2 protein-coding genes are annotated in these 692 nt (G+C 59.4%); one reads left to right on the forward strand and one right to left on the reverse strand.

The window, feature by feature from the left end:
* Positions 1 to 196: MucR family transcriptional regulator (locus NKI47_RS34990; protein ID WP_352596409.1), on the reverse strand; the 196-nt coding region annotated here is incomplete at its 3' end.
* Positions 197 to 422: 226 nt separating this feature from the next.
* Between NKI47_RS34990 and NKI47_RS34995 the strand changes: the two genes are divergently transcribed.
* Positions 423 to 692 (forward strand): hypothetical protein (locus NKI47_RS34995; protein WP_352596407.1); only part of this gene is annotated, 270 nt, incomplete at its 3' end.

Raw genomic sequence — 692 nt, forward strand, 5'->3', positions numbered from 1 at the left:
CGGCCGTGCCTTTCAGCGCCGCGTGCACTTGGCCGATCAGGGCAGGGAGATCCCCCACCGGGACCGGATTGTTGGAGACATAGGCTGAGACGACATCGGCCGTGAGCTCGATGAGGGTGTCAATGTTTTTTGCGGCTTCTTCTGTCATGAAATTCTCCGGGCAGCCTGAAACACAGTCGGCGAAGTGTTGCTTAATAGTGGCGGTTGTCGCTGAAAGCAAATACAGCCCGGCAGGACTATCGCGATGCTCGTCGGCACCGAGGACCATAGCGCTGCATCCGCCGTCGTGCGCGTGTTGATCTGCGCGCTGTCGGCCGGGCAAAACGAAGCGCCAAAGATGTTTTGCGCCCCCCATGAAGCCCCAAGGTCGTCCTTCCGCAGCTCACGAAGCCCTCGCGGATGCGGTAGCTAGGCTTCGGTTCTTGACTTTCGATTTGACCTGCGCCCCGGCCAGCGCGCCCTCGGCAGGCGCTGCGAACTCGAATACGGTGGTTGAACCGATGCTGAGCATTGCGGTAATTCAAGCACAAGCTTTGCCTGTTAATCCTGTGGTCACAAACGACCTTGATGGCCACCAATCCGCGCGAAACCCGATGTGCAGCCGCACGGTCTTGAGCTTTTTGCAATTCTCGCTAACCTGGGTCGAACCGCTCAGAAGATGCGCATATCGCCTCGAGCGGGCGCTTGCGGGT

Origin of the sequence: Mesorhizobium sp. M0633 (assembly GCF_040320645.1) — a bacterium.
Classification (GTDB): domain Bacteria; phylum Pseudomonadota; class Alphaproteobacteria; order Rhizobiales; family Rhizobiaceae; genus Mesorhizobium.